This is a genomic window from Kitasatospora sp. NPDC086009, from assembly GCF_044540385.1.
Taxonomy (GTDB): domain Bacteria; phylum Actinomycetota; class Actinomycetes; order Streptomycetales; family Streptomycetaceae; genus Kitasatospora.
On sequence record NZ_JBITSA010000001.1, the window covers coordinates 183,782 to 205,277 of the forward strand.

Sequence of the window (21,496 nt, forward strand, 5' to 3'; positions counted from 1 at the left end):
GGGACAACGCACGAGCCCCGCACCTCCGTGAAGGAGGTGCGGGGCTCGTGGGGAGTCAGCGGGCTCAGACGAGCTCGGTGACGGTACCGCCGGCGGCGGTGATCTTCTCGGCGGCGGAGCCGGAGACGGCGTCGACCGTCACCTGCAGCGCGACCGAGATCTCGCCGGTGCCGAGCACCTTGACGAGGGAGTTCTTGCGAACCGCGCCCTTGGCGATCAGGTCCTCGACAGTGACCTCGCCACCCTGCGGGTAGAGCTCGGCCAGCTTGTCGAGGTTGACAACCTGGAACGTGATCTTGAACGGGTTCTTGAAGCCCTTCAGCTTCGGCAGGCGCATGTGGAGCGGCATCTGGCCACCCTCGAAGCGCTGCGGAACCTGGTAGCGGGCCTTGGTGCCCTTGGTACCACGACCGGCGGTCTTACCCTTGGAGCCCTCACCACGACCGACACGGGTCTTGGCGGTCTTGGCACCCGGGGCGGGACGCAGGTTGTGAACCTTGATCGGCGAGTCGCCCATAATCAGTCCACCTCCTCGACCGTGACGAGGTGACGCACGGTCTGGGCCATCCCGCGGATCTCGGGACGGTCCTCCTTGACGACCACATCGTGCATGCGCTTCAGACCCAGCGAGCGCAGCGTCTCGCGGTGGTTCTGCTTGCTGCCGATGTAGGACTTGGTCTGCGTGATCTTCAGGCGAGCCATCAGGCACTCACCCCTGCAGCACGAGCCCGCAGCAGAGCGGCGGGAGCCACGTCCTCCAGCGGCAGGCCACGACGGGCGGCGATCTCCTCGGGGCGCACGAGGCCCTTCAGAGCGGCCACCGTGGCGTGCACGATGTTGATCGCGTTGTCGGAGCCGAGCGACTTCGACAGGATGTCGTGGATACCGGCGCACTCGAGCACGGCACGCACCGGGCCACCGGCGATAACACCGGTACCGGGGGCAGCCGGCTTCAGGAGCACGACGCCGGCAGCCTTCTCGCCCTGGATCGGGTGAGGGATGGTGCCCTGGATACGGGGGACCTTGAAGAAGTTCTTCTTGGCCTCCTCAACACCCTTGGCGATGGCGGCCGGAACCTCCTTCGCCTTCCCGTAACCCACACCTACGGTGCCGTCACCGTCGCCCACCACGACCAGCGCGGTGAAGCTGAAACGACGACCACCCTTGACAACCTTGGCGACACGGTTGATCGCAACGACGCGCTCGACGTAAGCGGTCTTCTCGACGGCGGGGGCATTGCCCCGGTCGTCACGCTTACGGTCACGCCGCTCGCCACCGCCGGTGCCGCCGCCGGCGCCGCTACCGCGGCGCTGGGGTCCAGCCATTGGAATTACCTCTCTCGATTACGTCCGTCGACTGAGCCGACGAGCGGCTTAGAAGTCGAGCCCGGCCTCACGGGCAGCATCGGCCAGAGCGGCGATGCGGCCTGCGTACCGGTTGCCCGCGCGGTCGAAGACGACCGACTCGATGCCGGCGGCCTTGGCGCGCTCGGCGACCAGGCTCCCGACCTTCTTGGCCAGCTCGGTCTTGTCGCCCTCGACGCCCTTGATGGACACGTCGAGGGTGGACGCCGACGCCAGGGTGTGACCCTTGGCGTCGTCGATGACCTGGGCGACCATGTGACGGTTCGAGCGCGTCACAACGAGGCGCGGACGCACCTCGTTGCCGACGACGCGCTTGCGAACGCGGATCGCGCGGCGCTTGCGAGCGGCGCTCTTGTAGGCGTTGCCCTTGCCGATCTTGACAGAGACGCTCATCGCTTACTTACCACTCTTTCCGACCTTGCGGCGGATGACCTCGCCCGCGTACTTGACGCCCTTGGCCTTGTACGGGTCGGGCTTGCGCAGCTTGCGGATCTTCGCGGCGACCTCGCCGACCTTCTGCTTGTCGATGCCGTCCACGTGGAACTTGGTGGCCGACTCGACGACGAAGGTGATGCCCTCCGGGGCCTCGACCAGGATCGGGTGACTGTAGCCGAGCTGGAACTCCATGTTGGAGCCCTTCGCCAGGACTCGATAGCCAACACCGCTGATCTCCAGCGACTTGCGGTAGCCCGCGGTCACGCCGGTGATCATGTTCGCCACCAGCGTGCGGGAAAGGCCGTGCAGGGCCTTCGACAGACGCTCGTCGTTGGGGCGGGTGACGAGCAGCGTGCCGTCCTCGCCCTTGCCGATCTCGATCGGCGCGGCGACATGGTGGGTGAGGGAGCCCTTGGGGCCCTTCACCGAGACCGCCTGGCCATCGATGGTGACGTCCACGCCGGCGGGAACCGGGATGGGCAGCCGTCCAATGCGCGACATTGCTGTACCTCCGTTTCCCGAATTACCAGACGTAGGCGAGAACTTCTCCGCCTACGCCCTTCTTGGCTGCCTGCTTGTCGGTGAGGAGACCGGAGGACGTGGAGATGATCGCCACGCCCAGGCCGCCGAGCACCTTCGGCAGGTTGGTGGACTTTGCGTAGACCCGCAGGCCCGGCTTGCTGATCCGCTTGATGCCAGCGATCGAGCGCTCACGGTTGGGACCGAACTTGAGCTCGATGGTCAGCTTCTTGCCGACCTCGCCCTCGACGGGCTCCTCAACCTTGTAGGAGGAGATGTACCCCTCCTGCTGCAGGATCTGGGCGACGTGCGCCTTGATCTTGCTGGCCGGCATCGCCACGGAGTCGTGGTACGCCGAGTTAGCGTTACGCAGACGCGTGAGCATGTCTGCGATGGGGTCGGTCATGGTCATGATGGCCTCAGGCCTCTCTCGCCGTGGTTTCTCCGCACCAGGTCCCCCGTGTTCCTGAGGAACACGGGGCACAGGCGCAGGGGACCTGCGACGTAGTAAGTCTGGGTGCGAGCCCTCGAAGAGGGTCAGCGGCCGCTACGGAGCGACCGTGACAGGGGGCCCGACCCCACTACCTTACGGGATTCCGTACGGGAGCCCAAAAACGGGCGGTGTGGGATCGGGCACCCTGCTTCGCGTGATGCGACTAGAGCGGTTGCCCTCTAAGGGAAGAGGACTACCAGGAGCTCTTGGTCACGCCCGGCAGCTCGCCGCGGTGCGCCATCTCACGGAGGCACACACGGCAGAGGCCGAACTTGCGGTACACCGAGTGCGGGCGACCGCAGCGCTGGCACCGGGTGTAGGCCCGGACGCCGAACTTCGGCTTCCGCTCGGCCTTTGCGATGAGGGACTTCTTCGCCATTGGCTCACGCCTCCTTGAACGGGAAGCCCAGAGCGCGCAGGAGCGCCCGGCCCTCGTCGTCGGTCTGAGCGGTGGTCACGACGGTGATGTCCATACCGCGCTGACGGTCGACCTTGTCCTGGTCGATCTCGTGGAACATAACCTGCTCGGTCAGACCGAAGGTGTAGTTGCCACGGCCGTCGAACTGCTTGGGGGAGAGACCACGGAAGTCACGGATACGCGGCAGAGCCAGCGACACCAGACGGTCCAGGAACTCCCACATGCGGTCACCACGGAGGGTGACGTGGGTGCCGATCGGCTGGCCCTCGCGCAGCTTGAACTGCGCGATGGACTTACGAGCCTTGGTCACGGCCGGCTTCTGACCGGTGATCGCGGTCAGGTCGCGGATCGCGCCCTCGATCAGCTTGCTGTCACGGGCGGCCTCGCCGACACCCATGTTGACGACGACCTTGACCAGGCCGGGCGTCAGCATGACGTTCTCGTACGAGAACTGCTCCTGCAGCTGACCCTTGATCTCGGAGTTGTAACGCTCCTTGAGACGGGGGGTCACCTTCTCAACAGACGTCTCAGACATCAGATGTCCTCACCGGTTCGCTTGGCAACGCGGATCTTGTTGCCCTCGTCGTCGAAGCGGTAGCCAACGCGGGTGACGACCTTCTTGCCGTCCTTCTCCACGACCAGCTGGACGTTGGAGACGTGCACCGGGGCCTCGACGGTGACAATGCCACCCTGAGTACCCGGGCCCGGCTTGGTGTGCTTCTTGACCCGGTTGACACCCTCGACCAGGACCTTGTTCTCGGCGGGCATGGCCTGGATGACCTTGCCCTGCTTGCCGCGGTCCTTGCCGGTGATGACCTGGACCAGGTCACCCTTCTTGATCTTCATGCTGTTCGCCATGGGTTAGAGCACCTCCGGCGCCAGCGAGATGATCTTCATGAACTTCTTGTCGCGCAGCTCGCGGCCCACCGGGCCGAAGATGCGGGTACCGCGGGGGTCACCATCGGTGTTCTTGAGAACCACGGCGGCGTTCTCGTCGAACCGGATGTACGAACCGTCGGGACGGCGGCGCGACTTCACGGTACGGACGACGACGCACTTGACGACGTCACCCTTCTTGACCGAACCGCCGGGGATCGCGTCCTTGACGGTCGCGACGATGACGTCCCCGATACCGGCGTAGCGGCGACCGGAACCACCGAGAACGCGGATGCAAAGGATTTCCTTCGCGCCCGTGTTGTCGGCGACACGCAGTCGCGACTCCTGCTGGATCACAGCTTTCTCCTGATCGTCAACGAGAGCTGACGGGCCGGCCGCTGCTCACACCGGCGCCCGCGAGGGACCCGTTGCACATACGGCCGTACCACATCGACTTCGTTACTTGGCCTTCTCGAGGATCTCGACGACGCGCCAGCGCTTCGTCGCGGACAGCGGGCGGGTCTCCGCGAGGAGGACCCGGTCGCCGATGCCGCAGGCGTTCGCCTCGTCGTGCGCCTTCAGCTTGTTCGTACGGCGGATGACCTTGCCGTACAGAGCGTGCTTGACGCGGTCCTCGACGGCGACGACGACGGTCTTGTCCATCTTGTCGCTGACGACGAGGCCCTCACGGGTCTTGCGGAAACCGCGCGTCTCGTTGGTGTTCTCAGTCATCAGGCGTTCTCCACCGTCTCGATGCCCAGCTCGCGCTCGCGCATCAGGGTGTAGATCCGCGCGATGTCCTTACGGACGAGCTTGAGCCGTCCGTGGTTGTCGAGCTGCCCGGTCGCCGCCTGGAAGCGGAGGTTGAACAGCTCCTCCTTGGCCTCACGGAGCTTGGCAACGAGACCCTCGTTGTCCAGCTCGCGGAGGTCAGCAGCCTTGGTGCCGGCCGACATCAGCTCTCACCTGCCTCGCGCCGGATGATCCGGCACTTCATCGGGAGCTTGTGAGCTGCGCGGGTCAGCGCCTCACGAGCCACCTTCTCGTTGGGGTACGACAGCTCGAACATGACCCGACCCGGGTGCACGTTCGCGATCCACCACTCGGGCGAACCCTTACCGGAACCCATGCGGGTCTCGGCCGGCTTCTTGGTGAGCGGACGGTCCGGGTAGATGTTGATCCAGACCTTGCCGCCACGCTTGATGTGACGGGTGACGGCGATACGAGCGGACTCGATCTGCCGGTTCGTCACGTAGGCCGGGGTAACGGCCTGGATGCCGTACTCGCCGAAGGCGAGCTCGGTGCCACCCTTGGAGGCGCCGCGGCGCTTCGGGTGGTGCTGCTTGCGGTGCTTGACCCGACGGGGGATCAGCATTTGGGTCAGGCCTCCGTTCCGGTGTTCTCGGCAGCCGGGGTCTCGGCGGCGACCGGGGCCTGAGCCTCGGTGCCGGCGGGACGACGGCCACGGCCACCGCGCTCGCCACCACGGCGCTCGCCACCGCGGGCGGGACGACCACCCTCGGGACGGGCCGGACGGTTGCCCGAGCGGGCAGCGGCGTTCTCAGCGCGGACCTCGGCGATGTTCTTGACGTCGCCCTTGTAGATCCAGACCTTCACGCCGATACGGCCGAAGGTCGTCTTGGCCTCGAAGAAGCCGTAGTCGACGTTCGCGCGCAGGGTGTGCAGCGGCACACGGCCCTCGCGGTAGAACTCCGAACGGCTCATCTCGGCGCCGCCGAGACGACCGGAGCACTGGACCTTGATGCCCTTGGCGCCGGACTTCATGGTGCCCTGCATCGACTTGCGCATGGCACGGCGGAAGGAGACGCGGGAGGACAGCTGCTCCGCGACGCCCTGAGCCACGAGCTGGGCGTCCAGCTCGGGGTTCTTGACCTCGAGGATGTTCAGCTGGACCTGCTTGCCGGTCAGCTTCTCCAGGTCGCCGCGGATGCGGTCGGCCTCGGTGCCACGGCGACCGATGACGATGCCGGGGCGCGCGGTGTGGATGTCGACGCGGACGCGGTCGCGGGTGCGCTCGATCTCAACCTTCGAGATGCCGGCGCGCTCCATGCCCTTCGTCATCATGCGACGAATGGCGACGTCTTCCTTGACGTAGTCCTTGTACAGCTTGTCGGCGTACCAGCGGGACTTGAAGTCCGTGCTGATGCCGAGGCGGAACCCGTGCGGGTTAACCTTCTGGCCCATTACCGGGTCCCTTCCTTGCTGCTGACGACCACGGTGATGTGGCTGGTCCGCTTGCGGATCCGGTAGGCACGGCCCTGGGCACGCGGACGGAACCGCTTCAGGGTCGGGCCCTCGTCAACGTACGCCTCGCTGATGACGAGGTCGTCCACGTTGGAGTGGTTGTAGTTGTGCGCGGCGTTGGCAATGGCGCTGTTGAGCACCTTGCTGACCGGCACGGTAGCGGCCTGCGGAGCGAAACGCAGGACCGCCTGGGCCTCCGTGGCGTTCAGGCCACGGATGAGGTCCACCACGCGGCGGGCCTTCATGGGCGTGACGCGGATGTACCGCGCCTGGGCCCTGGCTTCCATGGTTGTCCCCTTGCTGGTGTAAGTCATTGAGTCGGTAATCTCGCTGGCGACTAGCGACGCTTCGACTTGCGGTCGTCCTTGACGTGACCGCGGAAGGTACGCGTCGGCGCGAACTCGCCGAGCTTGTGGCCGACCATCGACTCGGTGACGAACACCGGGACGTGCTTGCGGCCATCGTGCACCGCGATCGTGTGGCCGAGCATGGCCGGGAAGATCACGGAGCGACGGGACCAGGTCTTGATGACGTTCTGGGTACCCGCCTCGTTCTGAGCGTCCACCTTCTTGAGAAGGTGGCCGTCAATGAAGGGGCCCTTCTTGAGACTGCGCGGCATCTGACCTGCTCCTAGCGCTTCTTGTTGGTCTTGCGGCGGCGCACGATGAGAGCGTCCGACGCCTTCTTCGGGCGACGGGTACGACCCTCCTTCTGGCCCCACGGCGAGACCGGGTGGCGACCACCGGAGGTCTTACCCTCACCACCACCGTGCGGGTGGTCGATCGGGTTCATGGCCACACCACGCACGGTCGGGCGAACGCCCTTCCAGCGCATACGGCCGGCCTTGCCCCAGTTGATGTTCGACTGCTCGGCGTTGCCGACCTCGCCGACCGTCGCGCGGCAGCGCGCGTCGACCAGGCGGATCTCACCGGAGGGCATGCGCAGGTGCGCCATCTTGCCCTCACGCGCCAGCAGCTGGATGCCGGCACCGGCGGAGCGGGCCATCTTGGCACCGCCGCCGGGACGCAGCTCCACCGCGTGGATGGTGGTACCGACCGGGATGTTGCGAAGCGGCAGGTTGTTGCCGGGCTTGATGTCGGCGCCAGGGCCGTTCTCGACCCGGTCGCCCTGCGCGATGCCGCGCGGCGCGATGATGTAGCGCTTCTCGCCGTCCGCGTAGTGCAGGAGCGCGATGCGCGCGGTGCGGTTCGGGTCGTACTCGATGTGCGCGACCTTGGCCGGCACGCCGTCCTTGTCGTGACGACGGAAGTCGATCACGCGGTAGGCGCGCTTGTGACCGCCACCCTGGTGGCGAACGGTGATCCGACCGGCGTTGTTACGGCCGCCCTTGCTGTGCAGGGGGCGAACCAGCGACTTCTCCGGCGTGGACCGCGTGATCTCTACGAAGTCGGCCACGCTGGAGCCACGACGGCCCGGCGTAGTCGGCTTGTACTTGCGGATGCCCATTTGGCTCTCTCGTCCTCGTCCTTATCGACGATCACGATCTCCGTTAGGAGACCGGACCACCGAAGATGTCGATGCGGTTGCCCTCAGCCAGCGTCACGATGGCGCGCTTGGTGTCCTTGCGCTTGCCAAAGCCCGTCTTGGAGCGCTTGCGCTTGCCCTGACGGTTGAGCGTGTTGACGGACTCGACCTTGACCGAGAAGACCGTCTCGACGGCCTGCTTGATCTGGGTCTTGTTGGCACCGGGCGACACGACGAACGTGTACTTGTTCTCGTCGAGGAGCGAGTAGCTCTTCTCCGAGATGACCGGCTTCACCAGGACGTCACGGGGGTCCGTGAACGTCTTGCTCGTGATCTCTGCAGCCATCAGGCGGCGCTCCCTTCGAGCTCGCCCTCAGCAGCCACGGCCTTGGCGGACGCGGCGGGACCCGCCACGAAACGCTCGAAGGCGGCCTGGGTGAAGACCACATCGTCGGAGACGAGCACGTCGTAGGTGTTCAGCTGGCCGGCGTCCAGGATGTGCACGTGCGGCAGGTTACGAGCGGACTTGAGGCCCAGCTCGTCCGCGCGCTCGACGACCAGGAGGACGTTCTTGCGCTCGGTGATCTTGCCGAACAGGCTCTTGGCGGCCTTGGTCGACGGCGCCTCGGTCGCGGTCACGTCGGTGATGACGTGGATGCGGTTGTGACGGGCCCGGTCGGTGAGCGCACCGCGCAGGGCGGCGGCGATCATCTTCTTCGGGGTCCGCTGCGAGTAGTCGCGCGGCACGGGACCGTGCACGACGCCACCGCCGGCGAACTGCGGCGCGCGGGTCGAGCCCTGACGGGCGCGGCCGGTGCCCTTCTGGCGGTACGGCTTCTTGCCGCCACCGCGGACCTCGCCACGCGTCTTGGTCTTGTGGGTGCCCTGACGGGCCGCAGCGAGCTGCGCCACGACGACCTGGTGCATCAGCGGAACGCTGACCTTCGCGTCGAAGATCTCGGCCGGCAGCTCAAGGCTGCCGGTCTTGTCGCCCGAGGGCGACAGGATGTCAATGGTGCTCATATCCTCACAGCCCCTTCGCCGCGGTGCGGACGAGGACGAGGCCGCCGTTCGGGCCCGGGATTGCGCCCTTGATCAGGAGCAGCCCCTTCTCCGCGTCAACGGCATGGATGGTCAGGTTCTGGGTGGTCACGCGCTCGTGGCCCATCCGGCCGGCCATCCGTACGCCCTTAAACACACGACCCGGGGTGGCGCAGCCACCGATCGAGCCGGGCGAGCGGTGCTTGCGCTGCACACCGTGACCGGCGCCGAGGCCCCGGAAGTTGTGGCGCTTCATGACACCGGCGAAGCCCTTGCCCTTGGAGGTGCCGGTCACGTCGACCTTGACACCCGCCTCGAACAGCTCGGCGGTGATCTCCTGGCCCAGCGTGTACTCGGACGCGTCCGTGGTACGCAGCTCGACCAGGTGCCGGCGCGGGGTGACACCGGCCTTGGCGAAGTGACCCGCGAGGGGCTTGTTCACCTTGCGGGGGTCGATCTCGCCGAAGCCGATCTGGACGGCGTCGTAGCCGGCCGGGCTGTCGGCGGTGTGGACCTGGGTCACGACATTGGGCCCAGCCTTGACGACGGTCACCGGAACGATCCGGTTGTTCTCGTCCCAGACCTGGGTCATGCCGAGCTTCTCGCCCAGGATGCCCTTAATCTGCTTAGCCATCTTCGGTGTGCCTCTCAGAGCTTGATCTCGATGTCGACACCAGCCGGCAGGTCGAGACGCATCAGCGAGTCAACCGTCTTCGGCGTGGGGTCGAGGATGTCGATCAGACGCTTGTGAGTGCGCATCTCGAAGTGCTCGCGCGAGTCCTTGTACTTGTGCGGCGAGCGGATGACGCAGTACACGTTCTTCTCAGTGGGCAGCGGCACCGGGCCCGCGACCTGCGCACCAGTGCGAATGACGGTCTCGACGATCTTCTTCGCCGAGGAGTCAATCACCTCGTGGTCGTAGGCCTTGAGCCGGATGCGGATCTTCTGTCCCGCCATGGCTACTCAGTAGTCCTTTGTGTCGTCTGCTGCTTCTACGGCCGGATTCATCCAGGTGGACTGTGTCCGGTGGTGCCTGTGGATGGTTTCCTCCGACCCACGCGGTCGGGCGTGTCGCCCTGTCGCTTGCAAAAAGTCCGCGAAGAGGTTTCCCTCTGCGGATTTCCTACGGATCGGTGAGGTCTTGCATCCACCAGGCGCCGGATCGAGGCCCCGCCCACGCTTCCCGGAAGATTCCCGTACGTCCGCCCCGCAGCTGCCGCGGTGTCGCCTTCACACCACTGCGTCCACATACCTCACGTGAACACATGAACGGCCATCACGGGAACGACGAGTACATGGGACTCGCTTCCAGTCCTCCCGGCGGGAGGCGCGTAGCATCGGCACTCAACCGAGCAACTTGGACATACTGCCACATGGAGCAGCGACAAAGCCAATCGGGGCCGGCGGGGATCTCCCCCGCCGGCCCCGATGGGGTCCGTCCCGGTCAACCGGCGCGTCCGGTCACCCGGTGCACCCGGTCACCTGGTGCGTCCGGTCGCTCAGCGCTTGCGCCAGATCATCCAGCCCTGCTGCTTGTTGGTCCGCTCCACGTACCACTCGTCCGGATGTTCCTTCCAGTAGGACTCCGGCGCCTTCCCCTCCTCGGCGAGCGGGGTGACGATCGCGGTCGCCGCGGCGGGGACGGGCTGCCAGCGCGGGTCCAGGTACCAGACCCGGCCGTCGTAGACCTCGAAGGCCTGGGCCATCCGCAGGCTGCCGTCGAGGTCCCAGGCGAGCACCAGGTTGTCCTTGGGCTTGATCCCGGCGGCCTTGGTGAAGCCCGTCGCGAGCGGCTTGCGCCAGTCCGAGTGCGGGTAGGCGACCTGCTCGGTGATGGTCGCGGTGGCGAACCCGGCGAACAGCGCGAGCGAGAGGCCGACCGCCCAGAGCACCCGGCGGCCGCCGGCCACCAGCATCAGGGCGACGGCGCCGAGGATGATGAACGCCGCGGCGGTCGAGCGCATCATGTTCAGCCTGGACCAGTCGGCGGCCAGGAAGGTCACGTCCGGCATGCCCCAGCCGATGAAGACCTGGGTGTGGAGCAGCTTGCCGGCGGACCAGATCACCAGCTTGGCGAGGACGAGGGTGAGCACCACCGAGCCCGCCACCGTCAGGACGACGTTGCGCAGGCTGAACCGGGCGAGCACCGCGACCCCGGCCACGAAGGCCACCGGGACGAGGTAGGCCACGTAGCGGGCGTAGACCCAGTTGTCGATGCGGGCGTCGTCCGGCAGGGCGGCGGCCGAGGCGAGCGCGGTGCCGACCAGCAGGGCCACCATCACGCCGCCGACGATCCGGTGCGGGCGCGGGAAGCGGCCGCTGAACAGCGCGAACAGGCAGACCACGACCGCCAGGCCGCCGATCCCCCAGGTGGAGACGATGAAGTACCAGATCTGCCCGGTGGTCCTGGTCAGCGTGCGCTGCAGGATGTCGGGGTTCTTCAGGCCGTCGATCAGGTAGCTGCCGACCTTGCTCGGCTCGACGGTGAACTGGCGGTCGAGCCACCAGGAGAGCGCCTTGGCGCCGACCGAACCGACGCCGAGCGCGCCCAGGCCGACCAGCGTGGTGCGCCACGGGGCCCAGCGCAGCACCAGGACGCCGACGAGGACCACTCCGGTGAGCGCCACCACGACACCGCCGCGGTCGTGGGTGGCCATCGTGTACGCGGCGGCCGCGCCGGTGCCGGCCGCGTACCAGTAGCGGTGCTTGACCGGGCCCTCGCTCAGCCAGCCGTGCATGCAGAGCAGCCAGGCCAGGATCAGCACCGGCAGCACGGTGTCCGACATGACGAACTCGGAGTAGAAGATCACCGGCGGCAGCAGCGCGGTGGCCCCGGCGAAGACGTACGCCAGCAGCCGGCGCAGACCGAGCCGGCGCAGCGCCAGGTAGGCCAGCGGGAAGACCAGCGCGTTCAGCAGCGCGTTGATCCCCATGATCAGGTGGTACGCCATGACCGGGTCGTCGGCGATCCGGAACGCCGGGGAGATCAGCAGCGGGTAGCCGCCCGGGATCACCACGCCGACCGGCATCTCGGTGGTCGGCCGGCCGGCCAGCACGCGGGCCAGTACCAGGTACCCGTCCTCGTCCGCGTGGACGGAGGGGTAGCTCATGTGCCGGACGAGGACGAGCCGGAAGAGCACCTCCGCGGCGTACCCGGCCACCAGCGCGGCCGGCCAGAACCAGCGCCGCCCGCGGGCCTCCTCGAACCGCCGCACCGCCCGGGCCGCCAGACCCGCCGAGCGCGAGGCGCCGCCCCGTCTCGTCCCCTGGACACCGTCCAGCTGCTCGTCGACGGTCTCTGCTGAAGTCTGCACTGAACTCCGACTCTTCCCCTGGTAGCCCGGCTCTGAGGTGGATCCGGCAGGCCGCCCGGCCCGTTCGATGGTGGAGGTCACGCTAACAACTCGCGGAGGGCCCGTGCCCGGGCGCCCGGCCCGCGGCACGTGCCGGGACCGCTGCGGTGGACCCGGCACCCATAGCACACTCCGCGCAGCGCTCAGCCTAGCGGCACGCGGCGGAGGTGCCCCGACGACCACCGGCGGCCGGCCCGTGGGGCCGACCGCCGGAGTCGTGTCGATCGCGGTACCGCTAGGCCTTGCCGACCAGCTCGCGCCGGTTCGCCGCCGCCGTGCGGGTGGCGGGCTCGATGGTCTTCAGGTGCTTGGGCATCCGGCGGATCATCGCGAGCAGGAGCACCAGGCCGGCGCGGGCCAGGTAGATCGTCGCCTTGATCGGGGAGGCGCTGGGCGTACCGGTGGTCCGCTCGCGCATCGCCACCGGGACCTGCCGGATGACGAAGCCGCAGCGGGCGGCGCCGACCATGCTCTCGATGGTGTCGCCCAGGTACTCGACCGGGTACCACTGCGAGAAGAACTCGATCATCGGCTTGTTGCAGGCCTTGAAGCCCGAGGTGGTGTCGGTGAGGCGGGTCCGGGTGACCCTCGACAGCACCACCGAGAGCAGCTTCATCGCCCAGCTGCGCGGGCCGCGCACCTTGTAGCTGCCCTGGCCGGCGAACCGGGCGCCGATGACCAGGTCGGCCTCCTGGAGCTTCTCCAGCAGCGCCGGCACGTACGCGGGGTCGTGCTGGCCGTCGGCGTCACACTGGATGGCGACGTCGTAGCCGTGCAGGTGCGCGTAGCGGTAGCCGAACCGCATGGCGCCGCCGACACCGAGGTTGTACGGCAGCTGCGCGACCCGGGAGCCGGCCGCGGCGGCCACGGCGGCGGTGTTGTCCACGGAGCCGTCGTCGACCACCAGGGTGTCCACGCCGGGGAGCTTCTGCTGGATCTCGTGGAGGATCTTGGGCAGACCCTCCGCCTCGTTCCAGGCGGGGAGGATGATCAGAACCCGCTTGCCGTCGATCATGCCGTCACCCCGGAGTCCGTCGCCTTGCCGGCGTCGTTGCTGCTGCGTGCGATCGGGTACCCGTGGTGCTCGGCCAGGTGGGCCCGCATCATGGCGACGTCCTCGGCCAGGGTCCGGGTCTCCGCCTCCAGCCGGGAGGCCTCCCAGCTCAGGTGCAGCGAGACCATCAGGACCAGGACGAAGCCCGCGAAGAGCACGAGGCTCACGCCGGAGGCGATGCCGAGCCGGCGGGCTGTCGAGTCGAGGATCGTCGGGAAGAACCCGAGCGGCGCCACGACGACGCCGATCGCGAGCCAGATAGCCGCGTACTTCTCCCGGAGCTGCTGTCGGCGCAGCAACTCCAGGATGTAGACGAGCACCAGCACGCCGGTGATCGAAGTGATGACGGTGAGATGCACGACTGGAGGCGCCTTTCAGCGGCAGTGGCGTGGCCAAGGGTAATCACATATTAAAGGCGCGGCGTGAACGTCCCGCCGCCGCCGGCTGTGGGCCCGGCGAACGGGCGTCATACCTCCGACGACTGGTGTGCCGCCAGTGGTGCCCGGTGTTCCGCCACGGGCCGGGCCGGGGCGGACAGCGAGCGGGCCAGCGCCCACAGCATGGCAGCAGCGCTGACCGCCGCACCAGCCAGGTAGGCGAGTTCGACCCTGGTGGCGATCGCCCCGGGTACCAGGGTGACGGCCACCAGCACCACGGAACCGGCCAGCCAGGAGAGCAGCTGGCGCTGGTGGCGCCCGAGCGCGAGCAGGGCCTGGCCGAAGACGGTCGCCAGCATGTAGCAGAGCGTGCCGAGGGCCAGCCAGAGGAAGTCCACCGAACCCAGCACGTCCTGCGCCTTGAAGAACAGCCGGATCGCCCAGGGGCCGAGGATCACCGTCGGCAGGCCGGCCGCGGCGCTCATCAGCACCACGATGCCGCCGGTGCGCAGCAGGACCTTGCGGAACTCCCCGTGGTTGCCGGCCGCGGCGGCGCCGGAGAGCGAGGAGACCAGGGAGGCCTGGATCGCCGCGTAGGCGAAGAGCGGCACCCGGGCCAGCACCACGGCGTTCAGCAGGGCGGCGATCAGCGCCTTGGAGGACGGCGAGAGCACGCCGACGCTGACCACGGCCGCGTTGACCATCAGCTGGGCCAGCAGCGTCGAACCGGTCAGCAGGCCGAGCCCGGTGACGACGTCGCGCCAGACCGGGGCCGGACCGCCGCGCCGGTCCGCGAGGACCGAACGCATCCCGATCGCCGAGGCGGCGAGCGGTGCGGCGACCAGGATCAGCGCGAACGCGAACGCGGAGTGCGCGCCGAACACCGGGATCAGCGCGGCGAGCCCGATCCGCAGCCCGCCGTCGACGGCGAGCTGCATGCCGTACGCGCCGAAGTTGCCCAGGCCGGCCAGTGCCCCGCGGGCCACCGAGCTCACGGCCAGGCCGACCAGGGCGCCGCCCAGGCCGGCCACCAGGCCGAGGTCGCCGGAGAAGAAGCGGTCCGCGATCGGCCGGGCGGCGGCCGCGATCACGGCCAGCACCGCCACCAGGACCCCGGCGGTGACCAGCAGGACCCGCCGGATCGCCGGTCCGGGGCCCTGTCCCGCCACGTCACGGGCGGCCACCAGGCGGGTCAGCTCCAGCTCGACCGGCGAGAACAGCCCGTACCCGACGGACATGACCACGGTCCAGAGCATCGAGACGCCGGCGACCTGGGTGGTGTCCAAGCTGTGCCCGGCCAGGGCCAGGAAGATGTACGAGGAGACACCGAGGACCACGGTGCCCCCCGCGACGAGCCGCACACCGGGGGGCAGCGCCCCCAGCAGCTTGGCCACCGGGTTCGTCATCGCAGGGTGGCCTTGGCCTTCAGCGGCTCCCACCAGGCGCGGTTCTCGCGGTACCAGGCGATGGTGGCGGCGAGGCCGTCCTCGAAGCGGACCTGCGGGGCGTAGCCGAGCTCCTCGCTGATCTTGGTGATGTCCAGCGAGTAGCGCAGGTCGTGGCCCTTGCGGTCGGCGACCGGCTCGACCATCGACCAGTCGGCGCCGGCGGCCTGGAGCAGCAGCTCGGTGAGCTCCTTGTTGGTGATCTCGGTGCCGCCGCCGATGTTGTAGACCTCGCCGGAGCGGCCCTTGCGCATGGCCAGCTCGATGCCGCGGCAGTGGTCGGAGACGTGCAGCCAGTCCCGGATGTTGCCGCCGGTGCCGTAGAGCGGCACCTTCCTGCCGTCCAGCAGGTTGGTGGTGAACAGCGGGATGACCTTCTCCGGGAACTGGTAGTGCCCGTAGTTGTTGGAGCAGCGGGTGACCACCACGTCCATGCCGTGGGTGCGGTGGTAGGCGAGCGCCAGCAGGTCCGAGCCGGCCTTCGAGGCCGAGTACGGGGAGTTGGGCGCCAGCGGCCACTCCTCGGTCCACGAGCCCTCGGAGATGGAGCCGTAGACCTCGTCGGTGGAGACGTGGACGAAGCGGCCGACGCCGTGCTTCTTGGCCGAGTCCAGCAGCACCTGGGTGCCCAGGACGTTGGTGACCACGAACGGGCCGGCGCCCTCGATGGAGCGGTCCACGTGCGACTCGGCCGCGAAGTGGACGACCACGTCGTGGCCGGGCATGACCTGGTCGACGGCCTCCGCGTCACAGATGTCGCCACGCACGAAGGAGTAGCCGCTGTGACCGGCGACGGGCGCCAGGTTGGCCTCGACGCCCGAGTAGGTGAGCTTGTCGAAGACGGTGATCTGATCCGTTGCGTCGGCGCCGAGCAGCTGGCGGACGAACTCTGAACCGATGAAGCCGGCGCCGCCGGTGACGAGGATGCGCATAGTGCGGGCAGTCTACCGGTGTGCCCCGGGGCCCTCGCCCCGGGTCAGCGGCGGGCTCCGAACCTCACATAAGCTGCGCGCATGCGTGGAATCCTCTTGGCGGGCGGCACCGGGTCACGACTGTGGCCGCTGACCCGAGCAGTCTCGAAGCAGCTCCTCCCCGTCTTCGACAAGCCGATGATCTACTACCCGCTGTCGACCCTGGTCATGGCGGGCATCAGCGAGATCCTGATCATTACCACCCCGCAGGACCAGGAGCAGTTCCAGCGGCTGCTCGGCGACGGCTCCCAGTTCGGCCTCAAGCTGGAGTACGCCGTCCAGGAGAAGCCGGAGGGCATCGCCCAGGCCTTCGTGCTCGGCGCCGACTTCATCGGTGACGAGCCCGTCGCGCTGATCCTCGGCGACAACATCTTCCACGGCAGCGGCCTCGGCACCCGGCTCGCGCAGCGCACGGCGCCGCAGGGCGGCATGGTGTTCGCCTACCCGGTCGCCGACCCGACCGCGTACGGCGTGGTGGAGTTCGACGACAACGGCCAGGTCATCTCCATCGAGGAGAAGCCCACCCAGCCCAAGTCCCGCTACGCGGTGCCCGGCCTGTACTTCTACGACAACCGCGTGGTCAAGATCGCGGCCGGCCTGCGCCCGAGCGCGCGCGGCGAGCTGGAGATCACCGCGGTCAACGAGGAGTACCTCAAGACCGGTGAGCTGCACGTCACCATCCTCGACCGCGGTACCGCCTGGCTCGACACCGGCACGTTCGTGTCGATGGTGCAGGCCTCCGAGTTCGTCCGGGTCATCGAGGAGCGCCAGGGCTTCAAGATCGGCTGCATCGAGGAGGCGGCCTGGCGGGCCGGCCTGATCGACGACGCGCAGCTGCGCGAGCTGGCCGAGCCGCTGTGCAAGAGCGGCTACGGCGACTACCTGGTCGCGCTCCTCGAAGAGGAGGCGGCCCGGTGAAGTTCCGTGAGCTCTCGATCCCCGGCGCCTTCGAGGTCACCCCGCAGCAGCACGGCGACCCGCGCGGCCTGTTCATGGAGTGGTACCGCTTCGACCGGCTCGAAGAGGTGGTCGGCCACCCGCTGAAGTTCGCCCAGGGCAACCTGTCGGTGTCCGCCAAGGACGTCGTGCGCGGCATCCACTTCGCCGACGTCCCGCCCGGCCAGGCCAAGTACGTCAGCTGCGTGCGCGGCGCCGTGCTCGACGTGATCGTGGACCTGCGGGTGGGCTCCCCCGCCTTCGGCCGCTGGGAGTTCGTCCGGCTGGACGACGCCGAGCGCAGGTCGGTCTACATCCCCGAGGGCCTCGGCCACGGTTTCTGCGCGCTGACCGACGACGCCACGCTGTCCTACGTCTGCTCCGAGACCTACAACCCGACCGGTGAGCACGCGGTGCACCCGCTGGACCCGGACCTCGGGATCGAGTGGCCCACCGACGCCCCGCAGCTGTCCGCCCGGGACGACGCCGCGCCCTCGCTGGCCGAGGCGCTCGCCACCGGCCTGCTGCCGGACTACGAGAAGTGCCTCGCCTTCACCGAGAGCCTGCGCACCCGCTGAACCGCCCGATGCCCGGGCCCGCCGCCCTCCGGCGCGGGCCCGGGCATCGTCGTCCGCACCGGCGGGAGCCGCCGACCGGCTCAGTATGATGGGCCCGCCGCGGGGTCCTCGCTCCGCACCCGGCCCCGACTCAGACCAGCGGATGTGCCCTCCACCATGACCACTCTGGAAATCCTGCTTCCGTACTACGGCGACGTCGCACTGATGCAGGCCGCGGTCCGCAGCGTGCTGGCGCAGAGCGATCCCGACTGGCGGCTGACCGTCGTCGACGACGGCCGGGAGCCCGGCGTCCCGGAGTGGTTCGCCGAGCTCGGCGACCCGCGGGTGCGGTACTTCCGGAACGAGCAGAACCTCGGCGTCACCGGCAACTACCGCAAGTGCCTGGGCATGGCCGAGTACGAGTACATGATGTTCATGGGCACCGACGACATCATGCTGCCCAACTACGTCGCCACCATCCGCTCGATCCTGGCCCAGTACCCCGGCGTCGCGATGATCCAGCCGGGCGTCCAGGTGATCGACGGCGACGGGAAGCCGACCAGCTCGCTGGCCGACGAGGCCAAGCGCCGGATCTACGCGCCCAAGCAGCAGGGCCGCACCCTGCGGGGCGGCGAGGAGCTCGCGGTCAGCCTGCTCAAGGGCAACTGGTTGTACTTCCCGTCGATCTGCTGGCGCACCGAGGCCGTGCGGACCACCGGTTTCCGCGACAACCTGGAGATCATCCAGGACCTCGCGCTCGTCATCGACCTGCTCCAGGCCGGCGAGCACATGGTCGTCGACGACGTCCGGGCGTTCCAGTACCGCCGGCACACCGTCAGCATCTCCTCGAAGTCCGCCTACAGCGGCACCCGGTTCACCGAGGCCCGCCGGTACTTCCTGGACGCCGCCGACCGCCTGGACGCGCACGGCTGGCCGCGGGCCGCCAAGGCCTCCCGGATGCACCTCTCGGCCCGGATCCACGCCCTCACCCTGGTCCCGGGCGCGATGCGCGCCGGCCAGTGGGACGGGGCGAAGGCCCTGCTGCGCAACGCCACCAGCACCGCCGCCCGCCCCCGCTGACCCAGCCGCCACCGTCCCGGGCCCGTCACCGTCCCGGGCCCATCACCGCCCCAGGGAGTCACCGCACATGACCGCACCGCACCCGGCCCCCTCCCGGGTCGCCGTCCTCGGCGGCACCGGCTTCATCGGCCGCGTGGTCGGCGCCCGCCTGCTGGAGCAGGGCGCCGAGGTCGTCAGCCTCGCCCGCAAGGCCCCGGCCGTGCCGGCGCCCGGCCGGTTCGTCGCCTTCGACATCTCCTCCGACGCCGCCGCCGACCTCACCGCGCTGCTCGACCGCGAGCGGATCGACACCGTCGTCAACGCGGCCGGCGGCATGTGGGGCCTGAACGACGAGCAGATGTACCAGGCCAACGTGGTCCTGGTGGACCGGCTGATCGAGGCCGTCTGCGCGATGGCCTCCCCCGCCCGCCTGGTCCACCTCGGCACCGTGCACGAGTACGGCATGGCGCCGGTCGGCACCAGCCAGCGCGAGAGCGACCCCGCCGCGCCGGTGATGGAGTACGGCAAGCTCAAGCTCACCGCCACCGAGGCCGTCGTCCGCGCCGTCGAGGCCGGCCGGCTGGACGCGGTGTCGCTGCGGCTCGGCAACGTGGTCGGCGCCGGCCAGCCCGGTCACAGCCTGCTCGGTGTGATGGCCGCCAAGCTGGACGCCGCCCGCCGGGCCGGCGAGACCGCTCAGCTCTCGCTGCAGCCGCTCACCGCCCAGCGCGACTTCGTCGACCTCGGCGACACCCTGGACGCCGTGCTGCTCGCCGCCGTCCGCCCGGACGTGCCGCCGGTGGTCAACATCGGCACCGGCGCCGCGTCCTCCGCCCGGCTGCTGGTCGAGCTGCTGATCGAGGAGAGCGGGGTGCCCACCGAGATCACCGAGGTCCCCGCGCCGGACGGCACCGGCCCGGAGACGGAGTGGCAGCAGCTCGACATCACCGTCGCCCGCGAGCGGCTCGGCTGGGAGCCCCGGCGCACCCTGCGCGAGGCCGTCCGCGACCTCTGGGAGGCCCAGATCGCCGCTCCGCAGGCGTAGGGCCCCGGCCCGCGTCCGACGAGCACCGCACGCCACCACGGGGCGGCGTCCGCGACGACCGCGGGCGCCGCCCGGCCGATCCGCCGGGGGGAGCCATCAGCCGACCAGCAGTGCTCCGCCCGCGCGGCACCCTCGCGCGGATCCTCGACGACCGGGCGAACGGGCTCGGCGCGCTCCGCCTCCTACTGGCCGCCACCGTCGTCGTCTCGCACGTCTTCCCGCTCGGCTGGGGACACCCCGATCCGCTCTGGCTCTGGAGCGGCCGGCAGACCGACCTCGGCAAGGCCGCCGTCCTCGGGTTCTTCGCACTCTCCGGATTCGTGATCACCGAGAGCGCCCGGCGGCTCCCGCCCGGCCGCTACCTCTGGCACCGGGCCCTGCGCATCGGGCCCGGCCTCGGCGGCTCGCTGCTGTTCTCGGCCGCCGTCCTGATGCCCGCCCTGTACTGGTGGCAGCACGGCACCCTGGGCGGCTTCTGGACCCGCCCGGACGGTCCGCTGAGCTATCTGACCAGCCTCGGCAGTGCCGCGCCCACCACCGGCTGGGACGTCTCGGGCGTGATCGCCGAGGGCGTCCGCAGCGGGACCAACTTCGACCGGAGCCTCAACGGCGCCCTCTGGTCGCTCAAGTACGAGCTGCTCTGCTACCTGGCGGCGGGGCTGCTGGCCGCCCTGGGGCTACTGCGCCGGCGGGCGTTCGTCGCCTCGGCGGCGCTCGCGCTCTGGCTCCTGGTCGCGAGCGGCGCCGTGGACCTCCCGGCCGAGGTGCCCCCGGCGGGCGGGCCCGGGGTGGCGCTCCCGCTGCTGGGCCTGGTCACCTTCCACCTCGCCGCCACCCTCGGCCTGGCCTTCCTGCTCGGCGGCGTGCTGCGGCTCCACGCCGAGCGGATCCCGCTCCACGACGCCCTGGCGCTGACCGCCGCGCTCGTCCTGACCGGCTCGGCCCGCTGGGGCGGCTTCGCGGTGCTCGGCGTTCCCGCGCTGGTCTATCTGCTGTTCTGGGCCGCGTCGGCGCTCCCCCGCCGCTGGCGGGCGATCGGCGTGCGCGGCGACTACTCGTACGGCGTGTACGTCTTCGGCTTCCCGGTCGAGCAGGCGCTGGCGCTGACCGGCGCAGCCCGCTTCGGTCCGCTCGGCTTCCTGGCCGGCGCGCTGGCCGTGACCGGTCTGCTGGCGGCGCTCTCCTGGCACCTCGTCGAGGCGCCCGCGCTGCGGCTGCGGTCCTGGACCCCGGGGCAGCGGCGGCGGGCCGCCGGGCGCGGGCCCCGGCCCCCGGCACCGCCGCGGCAGCCCCGGACGCCGTCCCAGCCGCCGCCGAAGCCGCCCGGGGTCACTTCTCCCTGAAGACCCAGATCTTCATCAGCAGGAACCGGACCACCGTCGCCAGACCGTTCGCGGCGATCAGCCCGGCCACCTCGACCGCCTTCGAGGCGTTCGGCGCGGCCAGGTCGAGCAGCGCCAGCGCCCCGGAGCTCAGACCGAGGCCGATCAGGAAGGCCACCGCGCCCTGGAGCTGGTGACGCAGCGCGCCCTCTTTGCCGGTGATCCCGAAGGTGAACCGGCGGTTGGCCGCGGTGTTGGCGACCGCGCTCACCGCGAGCGCGATGAGGTTGGCCGCCTGGGGGTCGACGAAGCGCCGGGCCACCACGTAGAGGAGCAGGTAGAAGAGGGTGCTCAGGACCCCGATCACCAGGAAGGACGGGACCTGGCGCTTGGCCGTCCCGGTGTCGGAGGGCCGCGGGCCCTGGCCGGCCGGCGGCACCTCGGCCGCTTCGGTCGGCTGGTCGGTGGAAACCATGTGAGC

General features: G+C 69.4%; 32 protein-coding genes. 5 read left to right on the forward strand and 27 right to left on the reverse strand.

The window, feature by feature from the left end:
* Positions 1-64 precede the first annotated feature (64 nt).
* The 26 genes from rplO to rfbB all read right to left on the reverse strand — a co-directional run bounded on the left by rplO (position 65) and on the right by rfbB (position 16,057).
* Positions 65-517, reverse strand: a complete 453-nt coding sequence (gene rplO, locus ACIF6L_RS00815) for a 50S ribosomal protein L15 (RefSeq protein ID WP_380382401.1) — start codon at positions 515-517, stop codon at positions 65-67.
* Positions 518-519: 2 nt separating this feature from the next.
* Positions 520-702 carry a 50S ribosomal protein L30 gene (gene rpmD, locus ACIF6L_RS00820; RefSeq protein ID WP_030300409.1) on the reverse strand — a complete coding sequence of 61 codons (183 nt, stop codon included), beginning with the start codon at positions 700-702 and terminating at the stop codon, positions 520-522.
* Complete coding sequence (gene rpsE / locus ACIF6L_RS00825) at positions 702-1,325, reverse strand: 30S ribosomal protein S5 (RefSeq protein WP_030055834.1); 624 nt, start codon at positions 1,323-1,325, stop codon at positions 702-704. The genes rpmD and rpsE overlap by 1 nt, the downstream gene beginning before the upstream one ends.
* Positions 1,326-1,373: 48 nt before the next feature.
* Complete coding sequence (gene rplR / locus ACIF6L_RS00830; protein WP_359803488.1) at positions 1,374-1,757, reverse strand: 50S ribosomal protein L18; 384 nt, start codon at positions 1,755-1,757, stop codon at positions 1,374-1,376.
* A 3-nt stretch (positions 1,758-1,760) separates the two neighbouring features.
* The gene (gene rplF / locus ACIF6L_RS00835; protein WP_329488120.1) at positions 1,761-2,300 is read right to left on the reverse strand and encodes a 50S ribosomal protein L6; all 540 of its coding nucleotides are present in this window, start codon (positions 2,298-2,300) and stop codon (positions 1,761-1,763) included.
* A 22-nt stretch (positions 2,301-2,322) separates the two neighbouring features.
* Positions 2,323-2,730, reverse strand: a complete 408-nt coding sequence (gene rpsH / locus ACIF6L_RS00840; RefSeq protein ID WP_031063036.1) for a 30S ribosomal protein S8 — start codon at positions 2,728-2,730, stop codon at positions 2,323-2,325.
* 274 nt (positions 2,731-3,004) lie between these two features.
* The gene (locus ACIF6L_RS00845) at positions 3,005-3,190 is read right to left on the reverse strand and encodes a type Z 30S ribosomal protein S14 (protein ID WP_030393303.1); all 186 of its coding nucleotides are present in this window, start codon (positions 3,188-3,190) and stop codon (positions 3,005-3,007) included.
* Positions 3,191-3,194: 4 nt separating this feature from the next.
* Positions 3,195-3,764: a 50S ribosomal protein L5 gene (gene rplE, locus ACIF6L_RS00850; RefSeq protein WP_030300393.1), complete on the reverse strand. Its 570-nt coding sequence runs from the start codon at positions 3,762-3,764 to the stop codon at positions 3,195-3,197.
* Positions 3,764-4,075: a 50S ribosomal protein L24 gene (rplX, locus tag ACIF6L_RS00855; RefSeq protein ID WP_030055828.1), complete on the reverse strand. Its 312-nt coding sequence runs from the start codon at positions 4,073-4,075 to the stop codon at positions 3,764-3,766. The genes rplE and rplX overlap by 1 nt, the downstream gene beginning before the upstream one ends.
* A gap of 15 nt (positions 4,076-4,090) precedes the next feature.
* On the reverse strand, positions 4,091-4,462 hold the full coding sequence (gene rplN / locus ACIF6L_RS00860; protein WP_030393301.1) for a 50S ribosomal protein L14: 372 nt from the start codon (positions 4,460-4,462) through the stop codon (positions 4,091-4,093).
* A 102-nt stretch (positions 4,463-4,564) separates the two neighbouring features.
* Positions 4,565-4,837, reverse strand: a complete 273-nt coding sequence (gene rpsQ / locus ACIF6L_RS00865) for a 30S ribosomal protein S17 (RefSeq protein WP_030055826.1) — start codon at positions 4,835-4,837, stop codon at positions 4,565-4,567.
* Entirely contained in the window at positions 4,837-5,061 is a 225-nt protein-coding gene (gene rpmC / locus ACIF6L_RS00870) for a 50S ribosomal protein L29 (RefSeq protein WP_063348970.1), read from the reverse strand. Before rpmC ends, rpsQ begins: the two co-directional genes overlap by 1 nt.
* Positions 5,061-5,480: a 50S ribosomal protein L16 gene (rplP, locus tag ACIF6L_RS00875; RefSeq protein WP_030393299.1), complete on the reverse strand. Its 420-nt coding sequence runs from the start codon at positions 5,478-5,480 to the stop codon at positions 5,061-5,063. Before rplP ends, rpmC begins: the two co-directional genes overlap by 1 nt.
* A gap of 5 nt (positions 5,481-5,485) precedes the next feature.
* A complete protein-coding gene (gene rpsC, locus ACIF6L_RS00880; RefSeq protein WP_327677868.1) occupies positions 5,486-6,310 on the reverse strand; it encodes a 30S ribosomal protein S3 in 825 nt (274 codons plus the stop codon).
* The gene (gene rplV / locus ACIF6L_RS00885) at positions 6,310-6,657 is read right to left on the reverse strand and encodes a 50S ribosomal protein L22 (protein WP_329488124.1); all 348 of its coding nucleotides are present in this window, start codon (positions 6,655-6,657) and stop codon (positions 6,310-6,312) included. Before rplV ends, rpsC begins: the two co-directional genes overlap by 1 nt.
* Before the next feature lie 50 nt (positions 6,658-6,707).
* On the reverse strand, positions 6,708-6,989 hold the full coding sequence (rpsS, locus tag ACIF6L_RS00890; RefSeq protein ID WP_030055821.1) for a 30S ribosomal protein S19: 282 nt from the start codon (positions 6,987-6,989) through the stop codon (positions 6,708-6,710).
* A gap of 11 nt (positions 6,990-7,000) precedes the next feature.
* The gene (gene rplB / locus ACIF6L_RS00895; protein ID WP_327677872.1) at positions 7,001-7,837 is read right to left on the reverse strand and encodes a 50S ribosomal protein L2; all 837 of its coding nucleotides are present in this window, start codon (positions 7,835-7,837) and stop codon (positions 7,001-7,003) included.
* A gap of 43 nt (positions 7,838-7,880) precedes the next feature.
* Positions 7,881-8,201, reverse strand: coding sequence for a 50S ribosomal protein L23 (gene rplW, locus ACIF6L_RS00900; RefSeq protein ID WP_380382396.1), 321 nt, complete (start codon positions 8,199-8,201; stop codon positions 7,881-7,883).
* On the reverse strand, positions 8,201-8,878 hold the full coding sequence (rplD, locus tag ACIF6L_RS00905; RefSeq protein ID WP_329488126.1) for a 50S ribosomal protein L4: 678 nt from the start codon (positions 8,876-8,878) through the stop codon (positions 8,201-8,203). Before rplD ends, rplW begins: the two co-directional genes overlap by 1 nt.
* A gap of 4 nt (positions 8,879-8,882) precedes the next feature.
* Positions 8,883-9,530 carry a 50S ribosomal protein L3 gene (gene rplC / locus ACIF6L_RS00910; RefSeq protein ID WP_327677876.1) on the reverse strand — a complete coding sequence of 216 codons (648 nt, stop codon included), beginning with the start codon at positions 9,528-9,530 and terminating at the stop codon, positions 8,883-8,885.
* 14 nt (positions 9,531-9,544) lie between these two features.
* Complete coding sequence (gene rpsJ, locus ACIF6L_RS00915; protein WP_012785157.1) at positions 9,545-9,853, reverse strand: 30S ribosomal protein S10; 309 nt, start codon at positions 9,851-9,853, stop codon at positions 9,545-9,547.
* A gap of 542 nt (positions 9,854-10,395) precedes the next feature.
* A complete protein-coding gene (locus ACIF6L_RS00920; protein WP_396485638.1) occupies positions 10,396-12,210 on the reverse strand; it encodes a phospholipid carrier-dependent glycosyltransferase in 1,815 nt (604 codons plus the stop codon).
* A 274-nt stretch (positions 12,211-12,484) separates the two neighbouring features.
* On the reverse strand, positions 12,485-13,264 hold the full coding sequence (locus ACIF6L_RS00925) for a glycosyltransferase family 2 protein (protein WP_329488129.1): 780 nt from the start codon (positions 13,262-13,264) through the stop codon (positions 12,485-12,487).
* Positions 13,261-13,662 (reverse strand): DUF2304 domain-containing protein, encoded by a 402-nt coding sequence (locus ACIF6L_RS00930; RefSeq protein ID WP_329488130.1) that lies wholly within the window; start codon positions 13,660-13,662, stop codon positions 13,261-13,263. Before ACIF6L_RS00930 ends, ACIF6L_RS00925 begins: the two co-directional genes overlap by 4 nt.
* Positions 13,663-13,769: 107 nt before the next feature.
* Positions 13,770-15,086: a hypothetical protein gene (locus tag ACIF6L_RS00935; RefSeq protein WP_329488131.1), complete on the reverse strand. Its 1,317-nt coding sequence runs from the start codon at positions 15,084-15,086 to the stop codon at positions 13,770-13,772.
* Positions 15,083-16,057 (reverse strand): dTDP-glucose 4,6-dehydratase, encoded by a 975-nt coding sequence (gene rfbB, locus ACIF6L_RS00940; RefSeq protein ID WP_329488132.1) that lies wholly within the window; start codon positions 16,055-16,057, stop codon positions 15,083-15,085. The genes ACIF6L_RS00935 and rfbB overlap by 4 nt, the downstream gene beginning before the upstream one ends.
* A gap of 81 nt (positions 16,058-16,138) precedes the next feature.
* Here rfbB and rfbA point away from each other — a divergent pair, with 81 nt between their 5' ends.
* The 5 genes from rfbA (at position 16,139) to ACIF6L_RS00965 (ending at position 21,036) form a co-directional block, all read left to right on the forward strand.
* Positions 16,139-17,014, forward strand: coding sequence for a glucose-1-phosphate thymidylyltransferase RfbA (gene rfbA / locus ACIF6L_RS00945; protein WP_396485641.1), 876 nt, complete (start codon positions 16,139-16,141; stop codon positions 17,012-17,014).
* Positions 17,011-17,610, forward strand: a complete 600-nt coding sequence (gene rfbC / locus ACIF6L_RS00950; protein WP_329488135.1) for a dTDP-4-dehydrorhamnose 3,5-epimerase — start codon at positions 17,011-17,013, stop codon at positions 17,608-17,610. The genes rfbA and rfbC overlap by 4 nt, the downstream gene beginning before the upstream one ends.
* 156 nt (positions 17,611-17,766) lie before the next feature.
* A complete protein-coding gene (locus ACIF6L_RS00955) occupies positions 17,767-18,669 on the forward strand; it encodes a glycosyltransferase (protein ID WP_329488136.1) in 903 nt (300 codons plus the stop codon).
* Between the two features lie 67 nt (positions 18,670-18,736).
* Complete coding sequence (locus ACIF6L_RS00960; RefSeq protein ID WP_329488137.1) at positions 18,737-19,693, forward strand: NAD(P)-dependent oxidoreductase; 957 nt, start codon at positions 18,737-18,739, stop codon at positions 19,691-19,693.
* Positions 19,694-19,803: 110 nt separating this feature from the next.
* Positions 19,804-21,036, forward strand: a complete 1,233-nt coding sequence (locus tag ACIF6L_RS00965; protein WP_396485645.1) for an acyltransferase family protein — start codon at positions 19,804-19,806, stop codon at positions 21,034-21,036.
* Here the strand turns inward: ACIF6L_RS00965 and ACIF6L_RS00970 are convergent.
* Entirely contained in the window at positions 21,023-21,490 is a 468-nt protein-coding gene (locus tag ACIF6L_RS00970) for a GtrA family protein (RefSeq protein ID WP_396485647.1), read from the reverse strand. The genes ACIF6L_RS00965 and ACIF6L_RS00970 overlap by 14 nt on opposite strands.
* Positions 21,491-21,496 lie beyond the last annotated feature (6 nt).

What these genes read in the sequence shown, in the direction of transcription:
- rplD (WP_329488126.1), bottom strand. Translation starts at nt 8,878, where the DNA reads ATGAGCACCATTGACATCCTGTCGCCCTCGGGCGACAAGACCGGCAGC.
- rpsJ (WP_012785157.1), bottom strand. Translation starts at nt 9,853, where the DNA reads ATGGCGGGACAGAAGATCCGCATCCGGCTCAAGGCCTACGACCACGAG.
- rpsS (WP_030055821.1), bottom strand. Translation starts at nt 6,989, where the DNA reads ATGCCGCGCAGTCTCAAGAAGGGCCCCTTCATTGACGGCCACCTTCTC.
- rfbA (WP_396485641.1), top strand. Translation starts at nt 16,139, where the DNA reads ATGCGTGGAATCCTCTTGGCGGGCGGCACCGGGTCACGACTGTGGCCG.
- rpsC (WP_327677868.1), bottom strand. Translation starts at nt 6,310, where the DNA reads ATGGGCCAGAAGGTTAACCCGCACGGGTTCCGCCTCGGCATCAGCACG.
- rpsH (WP_031063036.1), bottom strand. Translation starts at nt 2,730, where the DNA reads ATGACCATGACCGACCCCATCGCAGACATGCTCACGCGTCTGCGTAAC.
- rplX (WP_030055828.1), bottom strand. Translation starts at nt 4,075, where the DNA reads ATGAAGATCAAGAAGGGTGACCTGGTCCAGGTCATCACCGGCAAGGAC.
- ACIF6L_RS00925 (WP_329488129.1), bottom strand. Translation starts at nt 13,264, where the DNA reads ATGATCGACGGCAAGCGGGTTCTGATCATCCTCCCCGCCTGGAACGAG.
- rpmC (WP_063348970.1), bottom strand. Translation starts at nt 5,061, where the DNA reads ATGTCGGCCGGCACCAAGGCTGCTGACCTCCGCGAGCTGGACAACGAG.
- ACIF6L_RS00960 (WP_329488137.1), top strand. Translation starts at nt 18,737, where the DNA reads ATGACCGCACCGCACCCGGCCCCCTCCCGGGTCGCCGTCCTCGGCGGC.
- rplO (WP_380382401.1), bottom strand. Translation starts at nt 517, where the DNA reads ATGGGCGACTCGCCGATCAAGGTTCACAACCTGCGTCCCGCCCCGGGT.
- rpmD (WP_030300409.1), bottom strand. Translation starts at nt 702, where the DNA reads ATGGCTCGCCTGAAGATCACGCAGACCAAGTCCTACATCGGCAGCAAG.
- rpsQ (WP_030055826.1), bottom strand. Translation starts at nt 4,837, where the DNA reads ATGACTGAGAACACCAACGAGACGCGCGGTTTCCGCAAGACCCGTGAG.
- ACIF6L_RS00970 (WP_396485647.1), bottom strand. Translation starts at nt 21,490, where the DNA reads ATGGTTTCCACCGACCAGCCGACCGAAGCGGCCGAGGTGCCGCCGGCC.
- ACIF6L_RS00955 (WP_329488136.1), top strand. Translation starts at nt 17,767, where the DNA reads ATGACCACTCTGGAAATCCTGCTTCCGTACTACGGCGACGTCGCACTG.
- ACIF6L_RS00845 (WP_030393303.1), bottom strand. Translation starts at nt 3,190, where the DNA reads ATGGCGAAGAAGTCCCTCATCGCAAAGGCCGAGCGGAAGCCGAAGTTC.
- rpsE (WP_030055834.1), bottom strand. Translation starts at nt 1,325, where the DNA reads ATGGCTGGACCCCAGCGCCGCGGTAGCGGCGCCGGCGGCGGCACCGGC.
- rplV (WP_329488124.1), bottom strand. Translation starts at nt 6,657, where the DNA reads ATGGAAGCCAGGGCCCAGGCGCGGTACATCCGCGTCACGCCCATGAAG.
- ACIF6L_RS00935 (WP_329488131.1), bottom strand. Translation starts at nt 15,086, where the DNA reads ATGACGAACCCGGTGGCCAAGCTGCTGGGGGCGCTGCCCCCCGGTGTG.
- rplW (WP_380382396.1), bottom strand. Translation starts at nt 8,201, where the DNA reads ATGGCTGCAGAGATCACGAGCAAGACGTTCACGGACCCCCGTGACGTC.
- rplR (WP_359803488.1), bottom strand. Translation starts at nt 1,757, where the DNA reads ATGAGCGTCTCTGTCAAGATCGGCAAGGGCAACGCCTACAAGAGCGCC.
- rplE (WP_030300393.1), bottom strand. Translation starts at nt 3,764, where the DNA reads ATGTCTGAGACGTCTGTTGAGAAGGTGACCCCCCGTCTCAAGGAGCGT.
- rfbB (WP_329488132.1), bottom strand. Translation starts at nt 16,057, where the DNA reads ATGCGCATCCTCGTCACCGGCGGCGCCGGCTTCATCGGTTCAGAGTTC.
- rplC (WP_327677876.1), bottom strand. Translation starts at nt 9,530, where the DNA reads ATGGCTAAGCAGATTAAGGGCATCCTGGGCGAGAAGCTCGGCATGACC.
- rplB (WP_327677872.1), bottom strand. Translation starts at nt 7,837, where the DNA reads ATGGGCATCCGCAAGTACAAGCCGACTACGCCGGGCCGTCGTGGCTCC.
- rplP (WP_030393299.1), bottom strand. Translation starts at nt 5,480, where the DNA reads ATGCTGATCCCCCGTCGGGTCAAGCACCGCAAGCAGCACCACCCGAAG.
- rplF (WP_329488120.1), bottom strand. Translation starts at nt 2,300, where the DNA reads ATGTCGCGCATTGGACGGCTGCCCATCCCGGTTCCCGCCGGCGTGGAC.